Annotated in this window: 19 protein-coding genes and 1 pseudogene; 5 read left to right on the top strand and 15 right to left on the bottom strand. The window is 32.4% G+C overall.

All coding sequences use genetic code 11. The annotated features are described in order from the left end of the window. Positions 1-72 precede the first annotated feature (72 nt). From AABL52_RS10100 to AABL52_RS10075, 6 genes are all read right to left on the bottom strand, one after another. Positions 73-672 (bottom strand): FMN-binding negative transcriptional regulator, encoded by a 600-nt coding sequence (locus AABL52_RS10100; RefSeq protein ID WP_078985193.1) that lies wholly within the window; start codon positions 670-672, stop codon positions 73-75. 134 nt (positions 673-806) lie between these two features. Continuing rightward, entirely contained in the window at positions 807-1,334 is a 528-nt protein-coding gene (locus AABL52_RS10095) for a GrpB family protein (protein ID WP_341519294.1), read from the bottom strand. 24 nt (positions 1,335-1,358) lie between these two features. Then, positions 1,359-1,706 carry a DUF4260 domain-containing protein gene (locus tag AABL52_RS10090; RefSeq protein WP_144650225.1) on the bottom strand — a complete coding sequence of 116 codons (348 nt, stop codon included), beginning with the start codon at positions 1,704-1,706 and terminating at the stop codon, positions 1,359-1,361. Between the two features lie 12 nt (positions 1,707-1,718). Continuing rightward, positions 1,719-2,687 carry a bile acid:sodium symporter family protein gene (locus AABL52_RS10085; RefSeq protein WP_341519293.1) on the bottom strand — a complete coding sequence of 323 codons (969 nt, stop codon included), beginning with the start codon at positions 2,685-2,687 and terminating at the stop codon, positions 1,719-1,721. A gap of 4 nt (positions 2,688-2,691) precedes the next feature. Next, positions 2,692-4,083, bottom strand: a complete 1,392-nt coding sequence (locus AABL52_RS10080) for an FAD-binding oxidoreductase (protein ID WP_341519292.1) — start codon at positions 4,081-4,083, stop codon at positions 2,692-2,694. Positions 4,084-4,254: 171 nt separating this feature from the next. After that, the gene (locus AABL52_RS10075; protein ID WP_048525632.1) at positions 4,255-4,653 is read right to left on the bottom strand and encodes a DUF2871 family protein; all 399 of its coding nucleotides are present in this window, start codon (positions 4,651-4,653) and stop codon (positions 4,255-4,257) included. A gap of 255 nt (positions 4,654-4,908) precedes the next feature. Here AABL52_RS10075 and AABL52_RS10070 point away from each other — a divergent pair, with 255 nt between their 5' ends. Beyond that, positions 4,909-5,412 carry a GNAT family N-acetyltransferase gene (locus AABL52_RS10070; RefSeq protein ID WP_341519291.1) on the top strand — a complete coding sequence of 168 codons (504 nt, stop codon included), beginning with the start codon at positions 4,909-4,911 and terminating at the stop codon, positions 5,410-5,412. A 599-nt stretch (positions 5,413-6,011) separates the two neighbouring features. Here the strand turns inward: AABL52_RS10070 and AABL52_RS10065 are convergent. Next, a complete protein-coding gene (locus AABL52_RS10065; RefSeq protein ID WP_341519290.1) occupies positions 6,012-8,732 on the bottom strand; it encodes a sensor domain-containing protein in 2,721 nt (906 codons plus the stop codon). A 1,014-nt stretch (positions 8,733-9,746) separates the two neighbouring features. Between AABL52_RS10065 and AABL52_RS10060 the strand changes: the two genes are divergently transcribed. Continuing rightward, positions 9,747-11,225 (top strand): Lsa family ABC-F type ribosomal protection protein, encoded by a 1,479-nt coding sequence (locus AABL52_RS10060; protein ID WP_000061784.1) that lies wholly within the window; start codon positions 9,747-9,749, stop codon positions 11,223-11,225. Between the two features lie 142 nt (positions 11,226-11,367). Here AABL52_RS10060 and hlyIIR read toward each other — a convergent pair whose 3' ends face one another. The 5 genes from hlyIIR to AABL52_RS10035 form a co-directional block, all read right to left on the bottom strand. After that, positions 11,368-11,973 carry a hemolysin II regulator HlyIIR gene (gene hlyIIR, locus AABL52_RS10055; protein WP_341519289.1) on the bottom strand — a complete coding sequence of 202 codons (606 nt, stop codon included), beginning with the start codon at positions 11,971-11,973 and terminating at the stop codon, positions 11,368-11,370. Between the two features lie 399 nt (positions 11,974-12,372). Next, a complete protein-coding gene (gene hlyII / locus AABL52_RS10050) occupies positions 12,373-13,611 on the bottom strand; it encodes a hemolysin II HlyII (protein WP_341519288.1) in 1,239 nt (412 codons plus the stop codon). A gap of 300 nt (positions 13,612-13,911) precedes the next feature. Then, positions 13,912-15,147, bottom strand: a complete 1,236-nt coding sequence (locus AABL52_RS10045) for an N-acetylmuramoyl-L-alanine amidase (RefSeq protein ID WP_087958825.1) — start codon at positions 15,145-15,147, stop codon at positions 13,912-13,914. Between the two features lie 442 nt (positions 15,148-15,589). Further along, positions 15,590-15,883 (bottom strand): ArsR/SmtB family transcription factor, encoded by a 294-nt coding sequence (locus AABL52_RS10040; RefSeq protein WP_087958824.1) that lies wholly within the window; start codon positions 15,881-15,883, stop codon positions 15,590-15,592. Positions 15,884-16,319: 436 nt separating this feature from the next. Next, a complete protein-coding gene (locus AABL52_RS10035) occupies positions 16,320-16,760 on the bottom strand; it encodes a hypothetical protein (RefSeq protein ID WP_341519287.1) in 441 nt (146 codons plus the stop codon). Between the two features lie 634 nt (positions 16,761-17,394). On the opposite strand from AABL52_RS10035, the gene AABL52_RS10030 reads away from it, so the two are divergent. Beyond that, positions 17,395-18,648: a sensor histidine kinase gene (locus AABL52_RS10030; RefSeq protein ID WP_097842975.1), complete on the top strand. Its 1,254-nt coding sequence runs from the start codon at positions 17,395-17,397 to the stop codon at positions 18,646-18,648. 421 nt (positions 18,649-19,069) lie between these two features. On the opposite strand, the gene colA is transcribed toward AABL52_RS10030, so the two are convergent. Both colA and AABL52_RS10020 read right to left on the bottom strand, forming a co-directional pair. Beyond that, entirely contained in the window at positions 19,070-21,985 is a 2,916-nt protein-coding gene (gene colA, locus AABL52_RS10025) for a collagenase ColA (protein WP_341519286.1), read from the bottom strand. A 202-nt stretch (positions 21,986-22,187) separates the two neighbouring features. Then, positions 22,188-22,865 (bottom strand): MgtC/SapB family protein, encoded by a 678-nt coding sequence (locus tag AABL52_RS10020; RefSeq protein WP_000115790.1) that lies wholly within the window; start codon positions 22,863-22,865, stop codon positions 22,188-22,190. 303 nt (positions 22,866-23,168) lie between these two features. Between AABL52_RS10020 and AABL52_RS10015 the strand changes: the two genes are divergently transcribed. Next, a complete protein-coding gene (locus tag AABL52_RS10015) occupies positions 23,169-23,687 on the top strand; it encodes a GNAT family N-acetyltransferase (RefSeq protein WP_001103113.1) in 519 nt (172 codons plus the stop codon). Next, positions 23,684-24,601 (top strand): GNAT family acetyltransferase, encoded by a 918-nt coding sequence (locus AABL52_RS10010; protein WP_341519285.1) that lies wholly within the window; start codon positions 23,684-23,686, stop codon positions 24,599-24,601. Before AABL52_RS10015 ends, AABL52_RS10010 begins: the two co-directional genes overlap by 4 nt. A 21-nt stretch (positions 24,602-24,622) precedes the next feature. Here the strand turns inward: AABL52_RS10010 and AABL52_RS10005 are convergent. Then, positions 24,623-25,132, bottom strand: a pseudogene (locus tag AABL52_RS10005) (VOC family protein); the annotation flags it as partial. Positions 25,133-25,341 lie beyond the last annotated feature (209 nt).

The raw sequence follows: 25,341 nt of genomic DNA, 5'->3' as shown, positions 1-25,341 counted from the left end.
AAACGGAAGACCTTCAATTAAGAAGGTCTTTTTAAATACGCTTATTTAGAATATCTCCCTTTGATGTAGACTTTATTTTCTCATCAACTCCGCAATCCCCCTACTCCCCTCACTACCAACTTTCTCAAGTTCCTCCACAACTAATTTTCTTCTTGCCACAGAATGATTTTGACTTAATTTCGCTTTTCCTTCTATTTTACTAATCTTAATTTTAAAACCAACTATCCCTTTACTTAATCCTCCCATATAATTCGGATCTACATCATTAAGTGAGTAGGTGCTCTCTGGATCTTCATATTTATGTACTAACTCTTGAAGAGAATTTAATAATTCCTGTTCATCCTCAACAATTTCTAATTCCCCATATACATGCACTGCAACGTAATTCCATGTTGGTACTGCATTGTTTGTTTCATACCACGATGGAGATATGTAGCTATGTGGTCCTTGGAATATAGCTAACACTTCTTGATTCTCACTATCTTTCCACTGTTCATTCGGACGTGCGAAATGACCATGTAAAGTTAGAGTCTCCCTATTTAATAACAACGGTAAATGCGTTGCATATGGTTCCCCGTTATGTTGAGAAAATAATGTTGCAAAGCTATTTTGTTCCATTATCTCATACTTCATCTTTTCATCTTCTATTGCGAAATATTTTGGTACGTACATAAGCTCCCTCTTTTCCGATCTTTTATTTCTAATTATATTTAAGTCTCGTAGCATTCAACAGGGCCAGTTTATATTTGTTTTATAATGGCAGCTCTCAATTAAAAAAGAATAGGCCGCATATACTCAATGCGACCTTAGTTTATTTTTTCCAATATATTTGTAATAAATGCCGTCTTACCTTCACTATAACTGGATCGATGTTTCGACTCTCTTGCTAACTCTTTCTTTAAACTCCCATATTCAGCAGCAACATCTTCATGTTCACGAAGGTAATTCCGAAACGCTAAATGTTTTCTTAACTCTTCACTATTTTTGTCACAAACATATAAATGATGTTCCATCCAAACTGTATTTTCTTCACTCCACGGAACGAAAGCATCCTTTCTACCAAACGCCTCTCTTCCTTTGAAGCTCCAGTCTGCTTGATGGTAATACCCTATCGTTTCAAGTCTTTTTGCTACTTCAGGAAAAATTTCATAATCTTCTATCACTATATCAATATCTAATATTGGTTTTGATACAAGTCCTTTAACAGCTGTACTTCCCACATGTTCAATGGACAAAACAAGTTCATTTACTACATTGTTAATGAGCAATTGTAGTTTATAAAATTCACTGTCCCATTTGATGTTATATTCTTTGATAGTAATTCTCTGTTTCAATGTATCGCTTTCCCAAAAAACATTTTATAACCTCTGAATATGAGTATCTTTAAAATCCGTCTCATATTTCAATCCATATCCAAACATTCGATCCATTCCAATATGCGCTGTCCATATTAAACCAATCATTATAACGGTATCTATCTTAAAATAAACACCTACTATAGTTATTAATACGGATATAATATATGTGTGAAAAATATTATAAATTTTAGCACCTACATGATTATTTATCCCATACGCTAACATTGATACATCCGGTGATAAAAGGAATATAAAAAATATAATCCAACTAAATTCATATATCGAATACGTATAAATTGTGGCTAATAAAACAACCAGTCCTTCAAAATGTAAAATACGTTTTTGCATTAATTATCATTCCTATTTTTCTATATTTACCGATACATTTTCATCACTGAAAGTATTCTTTGCATTTTTTGACCAGATGGTTGCTAAAATCGGCCCTGCAATGTTATGCCATACTGCCGCTAATACACTTGGGAGTGCAGCGGCTGGTCCAAAATGTACTGTTGCCAGCGCAACACCTAAGCCTGAATTTTGCATTCCTACTTCTATTGAAATAGCTCTTCTTGTCCCTTCGTCTAGTCCAAGTACGAACGCTGTTATATATCCGAGTAAAAAACCAAATGCATTATGAAGCATAACTGCGATAAAGATAAGAAGACCTGAAGAAGTAATGCTACTTACATTCGCTGAAACCACCGCTGAAACTATAATGATAATTGCTACAACTGATATTAAAGGAATAACAGTCATTCCTTTCGTAACAGTTGTAGGGAAAAACTTCTTCACTACTAATCCTAAAATAATAGGTAGGATAATGACTTGTACGATAGAAAGAAACATAGACATAGCATTCACTGGCATCCATTGTCCTGCAAGTAATAATAAAATAAGAGGTGTAGCAATTGGTGCTAGTAACGTTGATAACGACGTCATTGCAATAGACAACGCTAAGTTCCCTTTTGCTAAATAAACCATAACATTTGATGCAGTGCCACCCGGTACTGAACCGAGTAACACTAATCCAGCTGCTAATTCGGCTGGCAGATTCATAACGTAGGCTAGTACGTATGCGACAAGTGGCATAATAATAAACTGAGCACATACACCGATAATAACTGGCAATGGTTTTGTAGCAATGATTTTAAAATCAACAGCCTTTAATGTTAATCCCATCCCAAACATAACAACCCCAAGTAAAATTGTTATGTAACTAGTTAACCCGAGAAATGGTCCAGGAATGAAATATGCAATAGCAGCAATACAAATAACCCAACATGCAAAATACTTTCCAGCTATATTACTTATCGCTTCTAGTACTTTCACCCCATCATCCCCTATCCTTCAACTGAAAAACTTTATTTGGATTCAAAATATTTTGCGGGTCAAGAGCTTTCTTTATTTTTTCCATTACGAGTAATGCTGCCCCATGTTCTTCTTCTTGATACTTCCGTTTTCCGATTCCAACGCCATGTTCTCCCGTACACGTTCCACCTCGTTTAAGAGCATATAAAACGATACTTTCATTTATTTCGTCGCCCTTTTCCACTTCTTCTTTATCGTTCGGATCTATCATTAAGAGCACGTGGAAATTCCCGTCTCCTACATGACCAAGAATACCACCAACAAGACCTACTTTATCTAACGTCTCTTTCGCATGTTGGATTGCACCAGCTAATTCTGAAATTGGTACACATACGTCTGTACTCATAAGCTTTTTACCAGGATAACTATGAACGTAAGAATATGCTAGATTATGCCGTGCATCCCATAATTTATTTCTCGCAGCAGTTTCCGTTTCAAAAGCAACTTCTTTACATTTATGATCAAAAACAATTTCCTTAGTAAATTCAATATCTTGCTTTAGCCCAGCTTTATTACCGTGAAACTCTAAAAACAGTGTAGGCTCTTCTCTGTAACTTGTTTCATTATAATGATTTACTTGTTTCATAGATAATTCATCTACAAGTTCAATTCTCGCAATTGGAATGCCCGCTTGTAGTATATTAATAACAGCTTCTACTGCATCGTTTATAGTTGGAAACGATGCTCTCGCAGCCATAACATGCTCTGGTATGCCGTATACTTTTAATGTTAACTCTGTAAAGCATCCAAGAGTACCTTCTGACCCTACGAAAACACCATTTAAATGGTAACCTGATGATGACTTCGCTGCTAAATTTCCAGTATGTATTACTTCCCCATCAGCAAGTACGACTTCTAAATCACGAACTTGATCACGCATTACCCCGTATTTAACTGCTGTCGTTCCGCTCGCATTTGTAGCAGCCATTCCACCTAACGTTGCGTCTGCTCCTGGGTCTACACTAAAAAATAATCCATACTTTTTCAATTCTTTATTAAGCTGAGAGCGAGTCACTCCCGGCTGTACTCTTACAAGAAAATCTTTCTCTCTTATTTCGAGTATTTTATTCATGAGCGAAAAGTCCATTGTAATTCCTTTTTCATATGGTATAACGTGTCCTTCTAAACTAGATCCTACTCCAAAAGGAACGACAGGTTTTTTATGCTCACTCGCTACCTTCATTAATCTACTAACCTCTTCAGTCGTTTTCGGAAAAACTACTACATCAGGTAAACTACTAGCATGATAAGATTCATCTTTACTATGTAACTCTCTTACTGTCGTATTTACAACTACTCGATCCTCGGGAAGTACACCCTTTAATTCATTTACTAAACGCTCTACCGTTATCTCCATCGTACACTCTCCTACTTTCTATACATTTGAATTACAAAATATGTTAACTATTTTATACATAATAATCCGAAAAATTAAATAATTCAAGTTTTATACATATGAAATTCGTTTCTTACTGTCAAATAAACAAAAAGAACTTGCAATAGCTATTGCAAGTTCTTTTCTATAAAACTACATTTTAAATGACTTCTTTATTAACAACATAAACCAAATTAAAGTAACTGCCATTAACGAATGGGAAAATCCTACAATATAAGTTAACCCTTTAAAGTCCGCTCCATTTAGCTGAAGAAGCCCTCTTGCTGCCAATGAACCTAACATTAAAGTTAATGCGATGTTATGTAAAACAAACCACTTATTAAAACTTTTCGCTTCATGAAATGCGAATACTTTTGCTAATCCTAAAGCAATTAAAAAGAAGAAAAAGCCGAGTACAAGTGTATGTGTATGCAAAAGATTTAACAAAGTAGATCCTACAATCCCCTTATACTTACCATACTCCCTAGCGAAAATTCCTGATAATAAACCGATAATCAAATACGTAAACGATGCATTATATAATTTTTTCATTATGTACCTCCTTGAGTAGAATGTGTAGTGTGTCATATTTAGTAATAATGATAGTTATATAGTAAAAACTCCTAGTTACCTAGGAGTCATTGTATAAGTATCTCACTCTTTACAATCAATCCTAATTATAAAATATCCCTTTATACAAAACAAACGAACTTTATGTGAACAAGTAGAGCTTAATTAAAATATGTTGCACTTTTGTATTTCGCAACCCATACTAATTGTTATAACTATTAAAGGTGGTGCAATGGATTGATAGTTCTTGAAACTGAACGACTCGTTCTTCGCTGGTTTGATATAAAAGACGCTCCATTTATTCTTGAATTAGTAAACGATCCTGCATGGATTCAGTTTATTGGTGATAAAAGGATTAAAAACTTAGAAGATGCAAAAAAATACATCTTAAACGGACCCGTTGATATGTATAATAAAATGGGCTTTGGTCTTTACTTAGTAGAGCGAAAAGAAGATCTCACTCCACTTGGTATGTGCGGGCTTATAAAAAGAGATACATTAGAAGATGTTGATATCGGCTTTGCCTTTTTAGAGAAATTCCGTTCAAAGGGGTATGGCTTTGAATCCGCTTCTGCTGTAATAGGCTACGGTGTACAAAAGCTCGGTCTGAAACGAATTGTAGCAATTACTACTATTGATAACATCAATTCAGGAAAGCTTTTAGAAAAAGTAGGATTGCAGTTCGAAGAGATCATTTCAGACTCTGGAGAAGATTTAAAGTTATTTGGGTATAACATATAATGAATTATCAGATTTCTCTTTTAATCTAATCAAAAAACATTTCTTACATATACATGCCTAAACGTTATCATGATTAAAATACTCATCTGTTTTTTAACGAGATAACAACGCTAACATTTAAATCACAACCCTAATTTTCAGTACTGCATTTATTCTTAAAAACCCTCTATCTTGTTCTTAAATTTGTCAAAACTCTTATATAGCTACATGAAAAGTTTATGCTAATATGTTAATAAGAAACTATGCGTTCCCTTAACCCTGTATCCGGCCCTGTATTTTTTACAGGGCCTTTGTTTATTTAATTTACTTATCACTTGCTTATATACACATTAAAAGTCATTTCAAATGTAATAAACGATAAATAATAAAATAACTTTAGATAGTATGACCTGCACCTGTAATACGATTCCTTCAAATTTCTTGACGAGAAGACAAGTCATGAAGAAGGAATCACTTAAGAACAAGATAACAGCTTGAGTAATGATACATCTTAATGCAAAATATTTTGGAAACCTAACTGCTAGTTAACTCAAAAAGAAGTTCTACTTAATATAGGTAGAACTTCTTTTCCCTTTACTTCACAAGTACATAGTTCTCACTTATTCCCTGCTTAAAAACTTGAGAAACTCATCTTTATTTACAGGTTTACTGTAATAATAGCCTTGAATTAAATAGCATGCATTTTGTTGTAACACTGTTAATTGTTTCTTCGTTTCTACTCCTTCCGCAATCACTTTCATATTTAAAGTATGAGCGAGCGAAATAATAGTTTGTATAATTTCATCTCCATCATTCGAAGTTCCAATCCTATTCACAAATTCTCTTGGAATTTTCAAAGTATCAATTGGATATAAAGGTAGATATGCTAATGAAGAATATCCTGTACCAAAATCATCAATTGATAAATGTACACCATATGATTTTAATGCTTTTAACTTCAATAAAGTTTCTTTTTCATCTACCATGGCAATTCGCTCTGTTAATTCCAAATCAATCAAATTAGCTGGTACTCTTATTTCTTCTATGGTAGATATAATCGTTTGAACAAAATCTTTCTGTTCAAACTCTATAGCTGATAAATTTATCCCCATTTTTAGATTTGTATAACCTGCAGAATGCCATTCTTTCAGTTGTGAACACGCTTGCTGTAGCGTCCATTTTCCAATTGAAATAATCTGTGATGTTTCTTCCGCGATAGGTATAAACTCAAAAGGTGAAATTAGCCCCAGCTCTGGATGTTGCCAACGTATTAATGCCTCTGCACCAATAACCTTCCCTGTCTTACTATCAACTTGTGGTTGGTACAATAAAAACAACTCATTATTTTCAATTGCATTCGGTAAATCTTGCTCTAATTGTAATCGTCTTGTTATTTTTTGAGATAATGTCTCGTCGTATATACAAACAGCATTGCTACCTTCTTCCTTTGCGCTATACATAGCAATATCAGCATGTTGTAAAAGTGTTGTGGCATTTGTTCCTCCAAATGGATACAACGCTATTCCTATACTAAGGGATAAATAAAAGCTGTGTTGATTTATTACAAATGGTTCTTCAGTTATACGAAATAGTATTTCGCACAAATCTAATAGCTGTTGCTCTGTTTTATTATGGACAATGATTGCAAACTCATCTCCCCCTATTCTTGCTATATGAATAGTTGGTGGCAGACATGTCCTAAAACGGTTGGCAACTTCTTTTAAAACCTTGTCACCAATTGCATGACCCAGTGTATCATTAATGTTCTTAAAGCGGTTTAAATCTATATACAGGAGTCCAAACTTATCCTGTGTTTTTTGTACCCGCTCAATAGATCTGTCTAATTCTTGTTGGAAGAATATTCGATTTCCAATCCCCGTCACTGTATCATGAAATGCTAGATAGTTTATCTCATCTTGTTGTTGCTTCATCCTCGTTATGTCTTTTACCATTATATAACTCCCAAAAGTTTGTCCTTCTATCATGATAGGAACAATAGTAACGTACCAAAAATGTATATCCTTCTCATTATTATTTTTCACACGTAACTGTAACGAAGATGAACTACATCGTTTCCCCATCTTTAGAGCTGCTTCCAATTCAGGTTTATCTTCATCTAAAAAAATAGAAAAGCACTCTTTTCCTATTAATGCTGCACTGTCTTTTCCTAATAACATACTTCCAGACTGGTTTATATTTAATACGGTACCATTTGAATCAATTGTTAATATAGGATCTGGATGGTACTCATATAAAGACTTAAACCTCTCTTGATTTTTCACCAAATCATTAGATTTTTTTATTAAATCTGCTGTTCTTTTAGATACTTTTTGCTCTAATTGATTATTAAACACTTTTAATGTTTCGGTTAAATCTTTGTTTTGCATTCGTACAATTGTATGACGCATCAGTACAAATACAAAGGCAATACAATTTCCCGTAATCAGTGTAGAGGACGAAGTTTGCTCCTTGAAAGTAAAACCAATTAAAATTGCAACTGCAAGATAAGGAAATATGACAAGAAGTTTCTTTCCAAATGTCGGATTAATAATAAAGTAATCTCTTCTAGAAGATGTACTCCTTGGAATAGTAGCAGCAATGGCAATAAATAATAGAAAAACTCTATACAAACACCTTAATAATATAAGTGAACGATGTGATAAATCATCTTGTAAATAGAAATATAAATAGTCCGTAATAGACAAGCCAGTTAATACTAAGATAAAAATAAATAATTTACTTTTCGCGTTAAAAATTGCTGGTCGAAAAATAAGGCTAACTCCTAGTAATAGAAGCAATAGATCTATAATTGGGAAAATAAATGAAAGAAAAACATCTCCAATAGATAAGAATAAGATATTTGCAGAAGGTTTATTAAATAGGTACCACTCTAAGGTAAAAATGGCAGTAACAACAATACATAAATCACAAATCAAATATGCTTTTTCCCATTTATTACATTCCATCATGATTTTATAAAAGAAAGCAAAGAGAAAGAAGAATAAGAAAAACAATAAAAATACATCAGAGATATTAAAATTTTGTATTGGTAATTCTATATTAAGTACTTGAAAAGCGGATATAAAATTTCCTATCAAAAAACACCCTATTGCAATAGTAATACAAACCCAAAAGACTCCTAGTTTAATTTTTCTTGATACCATAGAGTAAAGTAATGAGATAAATACAGTAGTTTCAACAACTAAAGATGATAGTCTTATATTAAAATCTGATACAAAATAATGATTCGGAAAAACAAATAAAAATATAAAACAAAAGCTTAAATAAGCTAGTAGAGCTAATATCAATACATAAAATTGCACATGTGAATGTTTACGCAACGGACTCACCTTCTTAATTTTTTCTAGATTTTTATTAAAAATGACCTGATGCTGCACTGCTCGTATTCATTAAAACTAACTTACTTATTATTCCATATTATGAACTTTTTATAGGAATTCTTTCTACATACCACAGCCTGATTTGCTTTCTGCAGATATTTCCTCTTTTTAACTAAGCATTCCAAAAAGAATACGATGGAAAATGTTATTTTTTTAGTATTTGCTCATCGTAAATTTGAATAATACAACTTAACTGTTCTTTGAATATGAGATAGAATCTAAACTTCCATAGCAACATAGTTATTCGCTTATTGTCACACTTAGAAAGAAGGGTAATATACTATCATTAATTTAGAAATTCGAATTAAATGACCGAACTTACCGTAACTATTATAGTTACAACAAAAGGTGCTGTCAATTTCAAATACCTCCCCTTTTAATGGACAAAAGACGTGACACTTTGAACAAAAATAAGATGTTTATAAAAAAGATGTAATGCTATATCGACCTAACCAAAGAAATATAAATGATCTAGCCTTAAGTGAAGATGATATTGCATCTCCCAAAAAAGAATGTTACTCTAAAAATAGAATGATGAAAGGAATGATGGATGAATAATGATTAACTAATTTATATTTTAAGTTGAATTTTATAACTTCAAACTACAAAATATAGGGTTAGTCTATCCATTTTTATAATTCATTTCATACTTTATTTGTCATGATTCAAATGATTAATAAGTACTTACTTAAGTATAAGCGACAGACTAATCCTTCCGATTAAAAATTGGGGGATTTTTTTATTCCCTTTTATGTAAGTTAAAATTTATTAATCGCTAAATTTACCTAACAAATAAAGGAGCGAAAAAAAAATGGCTAATTCAGATACTATTGTGACACATGTAATGCTCTATATAAGTCGTTAATATCCATCAAACTTATATAGAGGAATTTAAAAATAGATGGATGTTCCGACTTTATATGAAACGTTTCGATATATAAAGGAGGAATTATTATGTCAATGATAAAAGTTCAAGATTTAACTTTTTCATACCCAGGTAGCTTTGATAATATTTTTGAAGGTGTAAACTTTCAAATAGATACGGATTGGAAACTAGGATTTATCGGTAGAAACGGACGAGGTAAAACGACATTCTTTAATTTATTATTAGGAAATTACGAGTATAGTGGAAAAATCCTTGCTTCTGTAGAATTCAATTACTTCCCCTATCCTGTTGCAGATAAGAACAAATTTACTCATGAAATCCTTGAAGAAATTTGTCCTCAAGCAGAAGATTGGGAATTTCTACGTGAAATATCCTATTTAAATGTTGATGCCGAGGTCATATACAGACCGTTTAAAACTTTATCAAATGGAGAACAAACAAAGGTGTTGCTTGCTGCACTGTTTTTAAATGAGGGCCAATTCCTATTAATTGACGAACCAACAAACCACCTAGACACAGATGCACGAAAAATAGTCTCTGATTATCTAAGGAAGAAGAAAGGGTTTATTTTAATTTCACATGACAGAATCTTTTTAGATGGATGCGTTGACCATATCTTATCTATAAATAGAGCAAATATTGAAGTTCAAAGCGGTAACTATTCTTCTTGGAAATTAAATTTCGATAGACAGCAAGAGCACGAAGAGACTACAAATGATCGTCTACAAAAAGACATAGGAAGATTAAAACAGTCTTCCAAGCGTTCAGCAAGTTGGTCTCATGATGTAGAAGCTTCAAAAAATGGAACAAGGAATTCAGGTTCTAAGTTGGATAAGGGATTTGTAGGACATAAAGCAGCCAAGATGATGAAAAGAGCAAAAAACCTAGAATCAAGGCAACAAAAAGCTATTGAAGAAAAGTCAAAATTACTAAAAAATGTGGAGAAAACTGAGTCATTAAAATTAGAAGCATTAAAGTTCAAGTCAAATGAATTCGTTACTTTGGCTGACGTGTCTGTTACGTACGATGAACAAGTCGTGAATGAGCCAATTAACTTCGTAGTTGAACAAGGTGACCGAATTGTGCTCGATGGCAAGAATGGGAGCGGGAAAAGCAGTATCCTAAAACTAATTCTAGGGTATCCGATACAGCATACAGGTTTAGTTACTTTAGGTACAGGACTCACCATCTCCTATGTCCAACAAGATACTTCTCATTTGAATGGATCCCTATCAAATTTTATTGAAGAGCACAAGATTGATGAGACATTATTTAAATCCATCCTACGAAAGATGGATTTTGACCGAATTCAATTTGAGAAAGATATATTTCATTATTCTGGTGGACAAAAGAAAAAACTGCTTATCGCTAAAAGTTTATGTGAAAAAGCCCATATGTATATATGGGATGAACCATTAAACTTTATAGATATTTATTCACGTATGCAAATTGAAGAGCTGATTCAACAATTTAATCCCACAATGATTATTGTTGAGCATGATAAGGCATTTCAACAAACCGTTGCAACGAAAACTATATCTATGTAACTCTACTCGAATCATCAATAAATCAAGCCATTAGTCTATAAAGTATTTGAATGAAGTGTCGAAAAAAGCCTAATTTCTCTACAATCCATTGAGAATTTAGGCTTTTTAATAAGACAATTAGGATTCATAAACAATGAGTAATTTATATATTAGACTTATCTGTTAAAGCAGAAATAATCCTGTTTACTAAGTCTTCTGGCATCCATTCATGGTTCGTATCATTCGTTTCATTTGGTCCTAAAGAATCAATGAACTTTTTAAACTTTGGAAATAAAACAATAGAAGTGATCCAATGTATTGTATGATTTATAGAGAAGAAATGAAATACTCCTTGTTTTTCGCCCTCCTGCAATATTTCTTTTAACTGTTCAAAACTACCCATAAAATACGGTTTAATCTTTTCTAATCTTGCACTTTCCTTAATAATCTCCTCATATGCCAATGTGCCAATTTCAGGATTTTCTTTTATATGTGTAGTAAAGACTGCTAAATATTCTCTTAGAGCATTAATAGGATTAAATTGATTCTTCTCAAGAAAATTAGGTAACTCATTAGCAAGGCCATATTTCTTAAACACTTCATAATACAGGTTTTCTTTCCCATTAAAATAGTATGAAGCCATAGCGACATTTACTTTCGCTTCTTTTGCAATTTCTTGTATGCTCGTACCTTCGTAGCCACGCTCTCCAAATTTTTTCTTAGCAGCCTCCAAAATATTTTCCATCGTCTGCTCTCGAGATTTCCCCATTTCACACACCTCAAATAATATATATTTCACTTCAAAAATCCCATAAGGACTTTGAATAGAGTATCTTTTTAATGAAATTTAATTATATATTTAAAGTAGTAACTTAACAACCGATGAAATCTTAATTACTTTAAACAATTCGCCACACAACGTACGCCTCAAAAAGAAACATCTCCTGAGTCTCTCCTGCCCTATATCACCATACAAAGAATTCTTTTAAAAGTGAAATAAAAATAAACACCCTACTTAAAACAATATCTCCCTGCGTGGCATGAATAGCTTTTAAATACCTCACGCTCTTTTCTAATTGCGTATAAGAATAAAATAAATAATAAGGTCCAGAGTTTATCTATCTTTACAGATAAACTCTGGACCTTTCATTTGCAATTCATTTACTGATTAGATTTGTTTAATCTCAATATAAGGTCCTTTGATGTTTAATTTGTTAATGTCATTCGAAATATTACCTACAGTTGTTTTTTCATTAAACGTATAGATCTTTTCACCATTCACAAAGATACCCCAATTTTCATCCTCGTAACTAATACCATAACCAGCATTGCTAGATGTCGCTTTGAGTTGGTTTCCATTCATTGAAAAAGATAATTTTCCTTTTCCTTTGTTAAGTTGGTTATTCACATTTTTGATACTACTTATTTGTTCTTCAAGGGCTTTTTGGTTATCAAGAGTAACTTGATGGTTTTTCCAGTCTAATTTATAGTTGTTTGTAAAGAACTCATTATATGTATCTTTATTATTTGTTCCCCACCATTTCGAACTTACCCATTCGATATTGTACTGATCTGATATTCTACGATTTGTTATTTTTAAATCAGATGTAGATTCTGTTTTATCTGCAGTAATAACTGCTACTACATTAGGAGAAAAACCATATCCTGTTAAAGCTGGTACTGTATCTTTTGAAACAAAATTATTCGTTCCTTCATTATAACTACGTGATTTCATAAATAGTTGATTACCATAGAAAGTATTAAATGAATCACGATTATAAATTCCCCACTCCGGATAATTAAATGATTGGAATCCTACTTTCCAATTTAATTTTTTATCTGTGTGAGTCTCTAATACCGTTTTATAGTCTACTTGATCGTAAGATACACTTTCTTTCCAAGCAAAGCTACCTGTAATACTCGCATCGGCATTTGGCCCTTTATCATTTACCCCAACTTTCACACTTCCGCCAAGTGTATACCCTACTTCAGAAGTAACCTTTGCTGAAGTCATTGTATTCACTGGGGCAGCTTTATGAAATTGAGCACTATCACCACTTGTTATTTCTGCTTCCGTATGATACGCCGATGGCCATTTTAAACCTGCGTTATAGTATCCGCCATTAATTGTATATTTCGCATCTATATTACTACCATCAGTGGTAACAATTGCAATCTTTTTATCTGCGTAAGGATCCTCAATAAAAGAAACCTTTATTGAATTTTTAATATTCTGCTTCATGTCATAAGTAGTTTTAAAACTATTATAGACTTTTCCACCATTTTGAAGATTTTCTACAGTTCCTTTAGAATCTGCAAATGCAGACGTTGCTTGTAAACCAAGTGATCCAGACATAATAACGGACGCTACCGCAACACTTTTAGCTATTCCATTTGCTTTTTTCATACAGACAGCCACTCCTTTTTAAACATTTAAAAGATATAAACGTATTATTTTTAGCTCTCAATACTAGAGATAGATTCATAACGTTACAATGTAGAAATGTATTAATCTTTATGACAATAACTATCAACACTTATTTTGCTAATTTCTATCTCTTTTTACTGATAACTATTATCAATATTATTAAAACACAGAATAACTATTTAAACAAGAATTTTAAATACACATTTAAAATTCTTGTTTAAAAAAGCGCAAAAAAATTATAGAATTCTTTATTTCGAGAATTACTATATATTCATTTACCTATTGCAACCTATATTCAGATACATTATTCCCTTTCCATTCATAATAATCTAAAATTCCCTCATAAATAGCTTCTGCTGCAATCTGTCTTCCGTTTTCTGTAGATAACTTACTGTAATCAATACCATTATCTATAAAAGCAAGTTCCGTTAACACAGCTGGCATGTCATTTTCTCTTATAACATGAAGATCTCCATGTTTAACACCTCTATCACGTGTTTGAAGTGCGTCTACTAATCGTTCTTGAATTTTTTCAGCTAAAACACGACTTTCTTCCACATGAGGATTTGTTTTTTCAGATTTAGAAGATTTATAGTAATATGTTTCTGTCCCTTTTGCATTACCGTTAAAAGCATTTGCATGAATGCTTATAAAGATATCACCCTGATTTTGCTTAGCAAACTTAACACGTTCCTGTAAAGAGCTTTTTTGATCATGTCCAGGTCTAGTATCAGATTCACGAGTTAGTAAAACTGTAAATGGAGTATGTTTTTCAAGCAATTGTTGAAGACGTAAAGAAGTATCTAGTACAATCTTACTTTCAGGTAATCCCTTTGTATTTTTTCCAGGATCTTCGCCGCCATGTCCGGGATCAATAATAATTGCTTTATTTTCTAAAGGATTACTTTGACTATATTGAAGCATATCTGTTTTTGCGGTTAGTTGTGCAGCTTCAGCACGTGTTATAAATCTATTTGGTTGCCAACCATGATCTGTACCAACTGAAATTTTCAAATCAATTAAGATGTTTGCGAACTTTTCACCCCAATGTCCCTTTAAATCTTCAAATTTACTTTGTCCATTGTTAATGCTTTTATTTTGTAGTTTATATGCATTCACTAGCATAGTAGCCATAGCAGCACGAGTAACTTTTCCAGAAGGATTAAATATTCCATTTCCTTCACCTTTAATTATTCCTGCCTTTTCAGCTGCGGCAATATATGGAGTTCCCCAGTGGTTTTGTGAATCTTTAAAAGATGGTTTTGCATTTAAATCAATGTGTATACCAAGAGCCCTTGTCATAATGGTTGCTGCAGAAGCTCTATCTAATGTGTCATTTGAACCAAAAGTTCCATCTGGATAACCACTCAATACTTGCTTATCAACTAAATAAGTAACGGATTTGTCAGCCCATGCAGGAACATCTGGGAATTTGTGAGTATCTGCAAAAATACTAGAAGAATAAGATAGTAGACTTCCAGCGAGAATTCCTGTAGCAATTAATTTGTTCTTCAAAATTTAGCACCTCTAAAAATTTATTACAAGTTAGTAAATATATCATTTATAGTTAATCTTTAAATAATATTCCTTTGAATAAAAAAATAGATTAAGTTGGCACTAACACTATATTACAAATGAATAAATTTAAATCGAACTATTATTCCGAAAAGAATCTCCAAACATACACTTATAGATTGAAACTATTAAATATATTCACCAACATTGTGTAACTAGTATAGTTACTTATATATACGAGTGTCAATTGAAATAACCTTACAGTTTTGTAAGGTAACAAACTTAATAATATATTAAGTAATTATTAAACAATGTAAACAATTATCTCTGATTTTAAGCAAAGATTGATTCAAAGCACACTCCTTCTAACTTAGCATTGATGCCTCCCTCAAGTCCTAATGCACATCTTAAAAAGAGCACTTTTGAAAAGTACTCTTTTTAGCTACAAACCTAGAATTCCTACAATCTGGCGAGCCTTAGCATTATCAATATAATAATGCATCTCTAATCCTCGTCTTTCTGCACGGAGCACGGTTCCCCTTAATTTTGATAGATGCTGTGAAACAGTGGATTGCGAGAGTCCTAATATTTCTGTCAACTGTGTAACATTACATAGTTTATGGTGCATTAATTCATTTACAATTTTTAATCGAACGGGATGTGCCATTACCTTTAATACATCTACATCTTCCTCTCGGATTTTAGCTAGATCTTTATTAGATATTAATGTTGTCATTTCACATTCCCCTTTATTATTAATTTCTATTTTCCAATTATCCTTATAAGTAGTACTTATAGATATTTACCATTTGTCCTGTTGAGAAAATATATTCTCGTTCTTAAACAAAAAAAGACATCAATCCTATAAACAGTTTTTACTGTTCCAATGAATTGATGCCCTCTAATTTTTAGCCAAACTATATTTTGTTTTAAAAAAGTTATTTTATAGTAGACATTCTCTCGTTGACACAAACTAGTAGATTAGCGTTGGAAATATCAAAATGTATTGATAAGCGGTTGGAAGTAATTGTTTTTTGTTTAATAGCAAAAAACGAGCATCCTCTCAAATTAGACAAGGTGCTCGTTTTGATTTTGATCGTTAATTCTTAATTCAATTTAGTTTCTTTCCAATAACGAAAGATTAAATCAACTTAAAACAAAGCGTTTTAAATTTAATTCTTAGATCTTACTGACACTTGGAATTGCCCCTTAGAACCATCATCATTTGAAACGTAAATTTTATATGTTCCGCTCGGTAATGGAGATAAAGCATTCTGTACATTTGTAACATTAATTTGTTGTTCTCCAGGTTTTATATAACCACCAACAATTAGCTCCATATTTGGACCTTTCACACTATATCCCATTGTATTTTGACCATTATTTTTCATAAAGAAGCTTAAATTTTCAATCCCATTATATACAAAAGAAGTTACAGCCTCTCCACTATAATCCATTGTTTGAGTTAACAATAAGTATGCAGGAACATGTTCAACTATATGAATGGTATCATTTGTTTTGTGTATTTCTTCAGCATAAGTATTATTTCCTAACACACCAAGTGTTAATGCTGAAATTACTCCACAACTAAGCACTAGTTTATTTAACTTCATTTTAAGCTCCCCCTTGATGTTTGTAATCTATTACCATCATACATTCTTTTTCAAGTACGTTTTTATGTAATAATTCATATCTTTAAACCTATATATTTTAACTTTATATCTTAAAATAGTTACTGAAAAACTCACATTGATAAAGCTACAGTATTATGATTCATAACAAAACATGTAAATTTCAAAATTTGTTTAACGAGAATTCATACAATTAAGTACCCACGCACTCAAATAAATAGCGTTTCCATTTTAGATAAAATATACTAATGAAAAATTTCGAAATTTCCACTTTATAATTTGGTATATTCCATGTTAATATAACGAAGGCTACAAATAGAATCCACAAAATATATTTTTTCATAGAATATTCATACTTAAAATCCTATTATTTTATTAGTAACTCAATCCCAATTTTACTTATACAAAAGTCAATTTCTAGTTTCATATGTATAAATATCTAAGTAGATTTTTTATCTATTATTTTTCCTAACTTCCTTATCAATTCTAATAAAAGTAATATTATAGTACTTTTTCAAGCGCTCTTCCTTTTTTAGATAGAAAGTCTATTAATAACTAAACATCTAAGTTTAACTCATACATAATCCAATATACAAACTATCGGAGATGCAAACCTATGGGAATATCTACTCTTTTATTAAATACCTTTATAATAATAATTTGTATCCTTAGCTACCACGTATTTTGGCTAGAATTTAAAGAAAAAAAAACATGTAATAATATATTGATTTCTATCCTTTCCTCCATTGCTATTATTTTTTGCATGACTTTTCCTTTTCAATTACATGCTGGATTTATTTATGATTTACGTTTTATTCCTATCATTTTAGTGTTTCTATATGGAAATACAAAAAATATTATTTTTATAGGAATTTTATATCTTTCTTATCGATTTTACTTAGGCGGAAATGGCGTTCTTCCATCATTTATTATCTTTACTATTATTTCTGTTATAACAATGCTCTTCCATTACTTATTACCTCTATATGTTAAAGAAAAAAAGATATTATTGAGCTTGCTTCTTATTTTAGTATGTACAACTTCACTTTCTATCTGCGGTATTGTAACTCAAATACATACAGGTAGTAAAATAGACTCTACTCTCATAGAATTTTTATTAAACTATATAATCATTAATATTTTCACAGTATTATTATCAGTATATTTAATAGAGGGAATGATTGAGAAATATAAAATGAAAGAAAAGCTGCAACGGGCTGAAAAATTTTATATAGCTAGCGAACTAGCAGCGTCCATTGCACACGAAATCCACAATCCACTAACTACAGTACATGGATTCACTCAATTGTTAAATGAAAAACATGCCTCTAAGTTACCTCATGATCAGTACTTAGAAATCATGTTAATTGAAATGCAGCAAATACAATCTACTATTAATAACTATTTATCTTTAACAAAACCACAGAACATCCTAAAAGAGAAAATAGATATTAATCATATTTTAAATCAAGTGAAAGACACTATTTCACCACTAGCTCTATCATACAAAGTTGAAATAAAACAAAATAGTACAGATTCCTTTTATATAAATGGAGACCCCGAAAAATTCAGACTCTGTCTAAACAACATCATACAAAACGGAATTGAGGCCATGATAAATGGTGGAGTATTACAAATAAATATACAGAAAATAAAAGGGAATATTATAATTGATATTATTGATTCAGGGATTGGAATGTCTTCTCAGCAAATAAAGCGGATTGCTTTGCCATTCTATTCAACAACAGAAAAAGGGACTGGGCTTGGTACCATGATTGCTTATAGTGTTATTAAAGAGTTAAATGGTGATATAGAGATAGAGAGTGAATTAGGTAAGGGGACACGCTTTTCTATTAGTATCCCATGCTAATATGACGGAATTATTTGAATGATAAATTCTTTCTACTTAACTTATTAAATAAATTTCAAAAATGCCACTACTTGATTCATTAATTATCTTCATTTCTTAAATAAATTAAAAGTAACAAGGACCAGAGTATATCCGTTTTTACCGATAAACTCTAGTCCTTATTACTTTGCTCACTTCTCTATGAAATCATAATTCATCAACTATTGTATCTCATTTACTAATTAGGTCTACTTAACTTCAAGATAAAATCTCGTGATACTTGATTTCTTAATATCATTAGATACATTACTTACATTTATTTTTTCAGTTAAAGTATAATTTTTTTGATATTCATAACGATACTCAAGTATTTATCTTTATAACTGATATCATTACCTGCATTACTAAATATAAGCTAAAATTGATTTCCAATCATAAATTTCTACTGTACTTCTACCGTATAATTCCCTGTTCCCCCGCCATACTGATACACATGTAAATAATATTTTCCTGGATACGTGTAGTAACTTCCTACTAACTTATTCCCTTCTTGCTGTGCATACGTAACATAATTATTTAAATCTGCTTCAGAATAAAGAACCCAGTTTACTCCAATATTATTTTCATTCGTTACATTAATTTGAAGATTTTTCGCCGTTTCCACATTTATTTCAAAGAAGTCACTCGTATCACCATTTCCTAAACTTGCTCGTACAACTTGATTTAATTGTAGTTTATTTGCTGTTTGGAATGAATTATTTGGCTCTTTTTCTACGCTGTTATCTTCTTTCTTTTGAACCGTTACATTCGTTGTAACAGTATTCGTTAACCCTTTATCATCTGTTACTGTTAATTTCGCTGTATATGTTCCTTCTTTTGTATACACGTGAGTCGGATTTTGTTCATCACTTACAGTACCATCACCAAACTCCCATTTATAAGCAACAATTTTCCCATCTTCATCTTTTGATCCATCGCTTTTAAACGAAATTGCTTCATTTATATTTCCGCTATATGGACCATTTATAACCGCAACTGGCGCTTTATTCACAGCGCCTTCTTCTGTATTAATCCCATGAAATACAACGTCATATTCAAATTGTCCTGATGCATTCACACGGTAATTTACGAAATAAGCTGTTACTGTTTTATAGCCTGTCCATTCTTTTGCACTTAAACGTTTTAACGTATCATTCACATTTTGTGTAATTGTTTTCCAGTCTTCATATTCCCCTTTTGCAGTAGTACCTGTGTACGTCCCTTGCAATGTAAATGTATTAAAGAACTGTGATTTATTTTTCTTAACTGATACATTGCTTAATTTTGCTTCTGCTGTAATTTCTGCCGCAATATCTGAAACTGGTTTTGGTGCGTGAGTTGCTAAATAATCATTTGATACTAATGGAACATTATATTTCTCACGGTTATCGACTAGCATTTGCATATAATCTTGATACTCTTTATTTAAATTCGCATCTTTACTTAAAGCAGAGCGGTATGCATCATATGCTGTTACATCATTTTTTCTAATAATATCATGAATTTTGTCAAACATATCATACCTCTTATTGTACATGTACGATTGTAAAGCGAAGGAGTAATTATAGAAATCCCACGTTCCATACTTTTCATTTAACGTTCGCTCTGCCGTATAACGTTCTGATGGATTTGAAGATATCCCTCCTATAATACTCTTTCTCGGTACAACATTATCTGTTCTCGTTGCCCCTGCAAAAAATTCCGCGTTCCCTTCTTCAAACCAAGATAATCTCTCATTCTCATACATCTTACCTTGTCCCCAAAGCCCTGGTACTTCATATCTACCTTGTAAGTAATGCGTGAACTCGTGTCGGAACAATTCTTCTAAACTATAAATACTTTCTTCTGGCGTGCGCTCATAAGTAAAGAACGTACCTGTTCCTTCTATATAAAGGCCACCGTTATTCGTTTCATATCCGTACAATTGACGATTAAATTGATATTCAGCTGGACTATTATAAATAACCATCGTTAATACATCATCAGGATTTCCTTTTTCTAAAGGTTGGTCACTTTCAACCGTACGATGGAATTGTGCCTTCACTTCTTTTGCTGCCCAATATAGACGTTTTACTTTTTCTTCTGTCACTTTATCTCCAGCTTTTAAAACAATTGCACCATCATCAAACGTATACGTTTTCGGCAAATACTTTTTCTTCCCATCTTCTCGTATTTGATCTAAATTCACAACATTTCCATTTGCATCTTTCCCGCCATAATTCGTCGCGATTTGCTCAGCCGCTACGAAATATTGCTCTCCTAAATACGGATACATTTTCATCGCGTCTGTTACAACTTGCAATCCTTTCGTTCCTGTACTATGGAACGTACCAAGTCTACCTGTATAATAAATACCATTATTAATTAACCAACCATTCTTCGCCGTCACCGTTCCAATTAAAGCAAAACGACTTAATTCATTAATATAGCTATCAATTTTTTGGTACCATACTGTATCTTTCGGTGCTTTTCTCGTATCGTACAAATACGATTGAATGTCGTAATCCACACCTTGCATAATATCGTAAATCGCATTTCCAGCTGAAAGATTGTCTACCAATTTAGAAAAATTATCGTTATATTGTTTGAAAACCTTTGCAGCTGATGTTATCGTTTCCACATCACTCGAAGCATTTCCTATTAATTTTCCGTATGATGATACTACTCTATTTTGTTCTAACGTACCGAGTTTGAAATCCGGGTTATTCGCAATCGTTTTTAATGCAGGTAAACATTTATCATGATAGCTCCGCTCATTTAGTTTACTTAATTCTGTATGATAAAATCCTAAATAAAATCCTGATCGTAATACCTCTACTAAAGTCTCAATCCCTTTGGAATCATCTTTCGTATAAGCTTGTCCTTGCTGCTTCAATTTATCAATAATTGCCTGCATCCTACTATCATTTTGATAGAATGCAAGGCTATCCTTATTAAATTGAAATAGACCCGTAATTTGCTCCCAATCAATTGTTACAAGTAAATCTACTAACTGCTGATCGCTTAATTGATTTAATTCAGCAATTGTATAAGTTTTCGCTGCAGCTAATTGCTTACTTTCTTTTTTCACTTCAGGCGGTCTTTGCGACAAATCAGCAAATTGTAGCCTTTTCTCAAAAGACTTATTTTCAAGTACTTTTGATGAATGAGCTAATTCTTGCACTGGTAATTGCACACCAACTGGCTCCATTTTGAGCACATTCCGATAAGAAACTTGCTCTCCCTTTGTACTTTCTGCCAATGTGCTCCCTTGGAAACTCCCTAACATTAAACTAGCAAAACTTACCCCTACTAACACTTTTTTTGAATAGCCTTTCATGCTCTCCCCTACCTTACATTTTTTAGTGTACCGCACCATTATTTTACTATTCTTACTTTTTATTCTGTATTGAGAAAAAATAAGGGAACGTTCACACATGTATCCATCCCGTGCAAAATTAATACTTGACTTTATGTGAATTTTGTATCAAAAAAGATAGATAATAGCGAAATTCCTGCTACATCTATCCTCTTTTTCAACGCTATGATTTTAACTTTATAAACGTAACTTCCGGTAATGTTTGCATATGCTGAATCAACTCATTCTTTTCTTCTGACGATATATTTTTGAGCTGCATCCCTAACTTGTAAACTATTTCTGCTTCTTGCTGTAAAGCTTCCACTTCATATGAAAGTATTGGAATGCCTTTCACTTGTAGCGTTTCTACTATTTGTTGTACCGCTTCATGTTTATTTATATGTATTTGCACTGTTATGTTTTGAGGAAATAAAAATTGCACCTTAAAAATACGGCTCACAATCTCTAAACCAATTAAAACGAGAATCGTCGCTCCAATTCCTACTACATACATGCCAGCCCCAATTGCTAATCCGATTCCTGCTGTAGCCCATAAACCCGCCGCTGTCGTTAATCCTTTCACCGCCTGCTTTTGAATAATAATTGTACCTGCACCTAAAAACCCTACACCACTAACAACTTGCGCTGCAATACGGCTCGGATCAAGAGCCATATGTTCCTCATTCATAATATCTGAAAAGGCATATTTTGAAACGACCATTATTAAAGCACTTCCTACCGCTACTAGGAAATGTGTTTTTAATCCCGCCTCTTTTGATCGAATTTCCCTTTCAATACCGATTATTGCTCCTAACAAACCCGCAACACCGATTCGTATAATTAGATCAACATTTACACTCACGAGCACTTCCCCCTTTCATTCATTATAGATAGATGAAACAAAAATTATCACACACATCCACTTATTGATATAAAAGCATTTTATTAAAATACACTTAATATCTTAGGTTATTTATGTTAATATTTTTAATATTAACATAAATCAAATTCAACCTACTTTTTATAAGAAAAACCATAAACTTTATTTTCCATTTAAAAACGAGATATGGATTGCATAAAATGAGGTTGAAAAAGTTCAGAAAACGCTTTCATTTCGTATCATAATTTTTTAAAAATACTACATAAATAAAGGGGATTACCAACAATGAACGTCTCTTTACTAACACCTACTACCGATTTACAAGAAGAATACTTAGATTTTTATAAAGAATGGAAAGATAGCGGTGAAACGATGATTCCGTGGGTTATCTCAAAAGATCCCTCTAATTTCACGGCAATGATTCAAGAACTTCACGATGCGCATAACGGAATAAACCTGCCCGAATCTTGGGTACCAGACTCTACCTATTGGCTCGTTACAGATAATAATAGAATTGTAGGAGCTGTTAATATACGTCATAGTTTAACCGAACATTTATTTAACGCTGGCGGTCATATCGGTTATGGCATTCGCCCTTCCGAAAGAAGAAAAGGTTATGCTACGAAGTTATTAGAATTATCGCTAGAAAAAACGAAGGAATTAAACATCGAGAAAGTACTTGTCGTTTGCGACGAAGTGAATACAGGTTCTGAAAAAACAATTTTACATAACGGTGGGCTTCGTGATGATGATTTTACTGAGGAAAATGGGAATGTAGTAAGAAGATTTTGGATTGAGCTATGAAGAAGTCCCCCAATACACATACTCTTGTTATAGAGAAATATAGTAGAAGTAATGAGCTAAAAGTAAAACAACTTATTGATTTATACAATGAAGAATCGTATCTATTTAACTTATTACGAGATAATAAAACAAAATGTGCGTATATTGCCTACTATAAAAAAGATGTAGTAGGCGTCTTTTTCATCTGGAACAGTAACTTCCATCCATACTGCACATACTTTCGAATATATACGAACCCTTTCTATTCAGAGCTACACATAGAACAGTTTTTATTAAACGAGATTCAAAAGCTAGAAAACTTTAAACTCCCATTACAAACCTCTATATGGGAAACATCAGCTCATTTAAAAGCCTTTTATGAAGAACATAACTTTACGGAAATCCGAAGAACATATATGCCGATATTAGACGTACAAAAAATCATACCTATCGGGACAACGCTTCATTCAGATTATGATGTACAAAGCTTATCAAACATCTTATCCAATAATAGCTTCTTTGAAAAACTAGCTCACTTAGTAAAAACGAATTATGAAGATACTCACTTAGCAAATCCGGTTGCCTCATACCCGCTCGAAACTTGGAAAGAACAGATCTTAACTGATGATGTGTTACTAGATGGGAGCTTTGTAATGATAGATGAAGAGAATGAAGTTATTGCGTATTCTTTCCTCCATACATCAGAAAAGGATAATACAGTAGAACTAGGGTGGTGTGGAACTCACACTACAGAAAATGTATCCTTACTGAAACCACTCATTTTCAAACAAGCTATGTATACAAATAAACACGGCTATTCTTTCATTCAAGGTGAATTCGATTCAACGAGTATATATGCAATGGAAATAATAAAATCCTTTCCTTTTAACCCTTGTGCTACTTGGATTACGTATCAAAAAGAAGTCGGAAAGTGATTATATACCTTCCGACTTCTTTTATGCTGTTTCTATTTCAAACTGCACTGTAATACCACTAGGATCTACTACTGTAAATCCGTTTGTACTTTCATTTACTTTATGTTGTTTTTCTATTAATCTTTCTTTCACTTCATCTAACGCTTCTTTATGCGGTAATACAATTGTATACACTTTAAGTCCAGTTGCATGTGCAAGTGGGGGTGGATTATTTACTCCGTTCCACGTATTTGCACCGATATGGTGATGATATCCTCCTGCAGAAATGAATAAGCAGTCATCTTCGCGTTGTTGCACTTCAAATCCTACTGTCTCTACATAAAACTCATGTGACTTCTCTACATCAGCTATTCGTAAATGTACGTGTCCAACTACAGTATTAGCAGGTAATCCATCAACTTCATAATCAACGAGCGTTGCCAGTTCTTTTAAATCTAGCGGCGTACTTCCTCCTGGTCCTTCTCCCCATTGATCACGCGGACGGTCTGCATAAATTCCAATACCATTTCCCTTTCAATTTTGCAAATAAAATACGTATCTATCTTTATTAAAAAGAGAATACCCTTAAATAAAATAAAAAATTTAAATTTTCAAAAAAATATTGACCAACTCTTTCTCGAACTGTATATTTAACTTAGATAGTTTGTAAAATTCTATCAAATTTAACAAAAAGGGGGATTTAAAATGAAGATTAAAGCTAAAAAAGTTGAGAAAGTACGTACAACTAATATTACTTATCC

The sequence above is a fragment of the Bacillus paramobilis genome, from assembly GCF_038096195.1.
Classification (GTDB): domain Bacteria; phylum Bacillota; class Bacilli; order Bacillales; family Bacillaceae_G; genus Bacillus_A; species Bacillus_A mobilis.
This window is presented reverse-complemented; position numbering and strand designations above follow the sequence as displayed.